The organism is Halanaerobium sp. (genome assembly GCF_003070835.1).
On record NZ_QBLR01000447.1, the window covers coordinates 1 to 2,053 of the forward strand.

The 2,053-nt window shown below is 32.1% G+C and carries 2 protein-coding genes and 2 pseudogenes; 3 read left to right on the forward strand and 1 reads right to left on the reverse strand.

Annotated features, from left to right (window positions below):
• A partial coding sequence (locus CI949_RS20240) for a DegT/DnrJ/EryC1/StrS family aminotransferase (protein ID WP_290769820.1) occupies positions 1 to 469 on the forward strand: 469 nt, incomplete at its 5' end.
• A 47-nt stretch (positions 470 to 516) separates the two neighbouring features.
• A pseudogene (locus tag CI949_RS20245) lies at positions 517 to 691 on the forward strand (sugar phosphate nucleotidyltransferase); the annotation flags it as partial.
• 103 nt (positions 692 to 794) lie between these two features.
• On the opposite strand, the gene CI949_RS20250 reads toward CI949_RS20245, so the two are convergent.
• Positions 795 to 1,202 carry an ATP-binding protein gene (locus CI949_RS20250; RefSeq protein WP_219997547.1) on the reverse strand — a complete coding sequence of 136 codons (408 nt, stop codon included), beginning with the start codon at positions 1,200 to 1,202 and terminating at the stop codon, positions 795 to 797.
• A 34-nt stretch (positions 1,203 to 1,236) separates the two neighbouring features.
• Here CI949_RS20250 and CI949_RS20255 point away from each other — a divergent pair.
• A pseudogene (locus CI949_RS20255) lies at positions 1,237 to 1,656 on the forward strand (ATP-binding protein); the annotation flags it as partial.
• Between the last annotated feature and the right edge of the window lie 397 nt (positions 1,657 to 2,053).

The following is a 2,053-nucleotide window of genomic DNA, read 5'->3' on the forward strand; positions in this document are numbered from 1 at the left end:
AGACCCATTATACTATCAGCATGATGAAATAGGATATAACTACCGGATGACCAATATTCAGGCAGCCTATGGAACAGAACAGATAGACAGGCTGGAAGACTTTATAGCCACTAAAAAGAAAAATTATAAGCTTTACAAAAAAGCAATAGCTGAAATAGATGGCTTAAGCTTATTACCTTTTAATCAGGGAACAAGAGCCAATCACTGGTTTTATGCTGTAATAGTTGATCAGGATCAATACGGAATCGATAGAGACGAGCTGTTAAAGAAATTAAATGATGTTAACATCCAGGCCCGACCTCTCTGGGGACTGATTCATCAGCAGAAACCTTATCTTGATAATCAAGCCTATCAGATTGAAAAGGCTCAGTATTATGTAGATCATTTAATTAATATACCCTGTTCTTCTAACTTAACAGAAGAAGAGGTAGAAATTGTAGTTGAGTGGTTAAAGGAATTTAAAAAATAAAATACTTAGCAATTTTATTATACAATAAATAAGTGAGGTATTAAAAAATGATAACAGCACTAATTATGGCTGGAGGAGAAGGAACTAGATTCTGGCCTTTAAGTAGAAAAGATCATCCAAAACACTTTTTAAAGCTAAATGATGATCATGCTGCAGGAAACTGTAGAAAGAATAAATGAACTTGTTCTTTTAAAACAGGTTTTTATTGCAACTAATGAAGCTGCTTTTGTCAAGCGAAAAATGTACCACCCTACCAATCGAATTGTGTACCACCTAGTTTAAAAAAGAGAAGGAGAAGAAATTACTCCTTCTGTAGTTAAAATTACTAGGCTTTCTTTGTTTCCTTCTGCTGATCTAAGAGCCGATGACTAGATCCATTAAATAACATTATCTTGCTGTTATGAATCAGTCTATCAATAATTGCAGCAGTCATTCTTTCATCATGAAATACTTTAGCCCATTCAGCAAATTCAAGATTGCTGGTTAAAAATATAGATCCTTTTTCATATCGTTCTGAAAAGATTTGAAACATTAGTTGTGTCGCCTGATTTGATAATTCAACAAAGCCCAATTCATCAATTAATAATAAATCTAATTTACTGATCTTCTTTAAAAATTTGAGCAGCTGCTGTTCTTCCTGCATTTCAATCAGTTGATTACACAAACTAGCTGCAGTAAAGAATCCAACTGATTTACCCTGTCTGCAGGCTTCAAAACCAATTGATACCATCAAATGTGATTTTCCATTATAGAAAGCTTTCGATAATGGTAAGACTCACCTTAGTATTGGCCTCGGAATTCATGCCATTAACGAAGGCTACAAAGTAATATTTGCAGGCATTAGTGACTTAATTTACTGGCTTAAAACTCCTGAAATGATTAGGTCTTCTAAAACTAAACTCAATAGAGTTTTAAAGTGTGATTTATTAATTATCGATGACATTATGTTTATGGCCATGGAAAAACAGGAATCTAATCTCTTTTTCCAGCTGATAAACAAACTGTATGGTCAGACTTCAATTATCATCACCTCGAATAAAGGGCCTTCAGATTGGGGTGAACTAATAGGCGATCAGGCAATTACAGCTGCGATATTAGATCGCATAGTTCATAAGTGCGAAATCATCAATTTAGATGGTGATAGCTACAGATTAACTAACAGAGAAACCATTTTTGGAAAATCTTAGGTGTAAAATCTTAATGAGCGAAAAGTGTAAAATATTATTTGACATTCACAACTGTCTCTGTGATATTCAATTTTTATGTTGTTGAAAACTGATTTTTAGATTTAATCTTAGTTTAATTAGATAATATTTTGTGTTTTTGTGTTACAATCATAAATTGTATAATTAAATGCTCTTATTTCTGTTTGATTATGACAGTTATAAGTATTTTGTGGGTTATTACTGGTTGGGGTAGAGAATTTGAAAACGAATCTGTGATACAGAATAATGCTCAACAGGAAATAATGTAAAAATTTTTTCTGAAAAATGTTATATGTTATATTTAAAAGAATATGATGGTAAAATCTAATAAAATATTAGAGAAAATAAAAGAAGAATAACTTCCCACTCATTTCAAGAC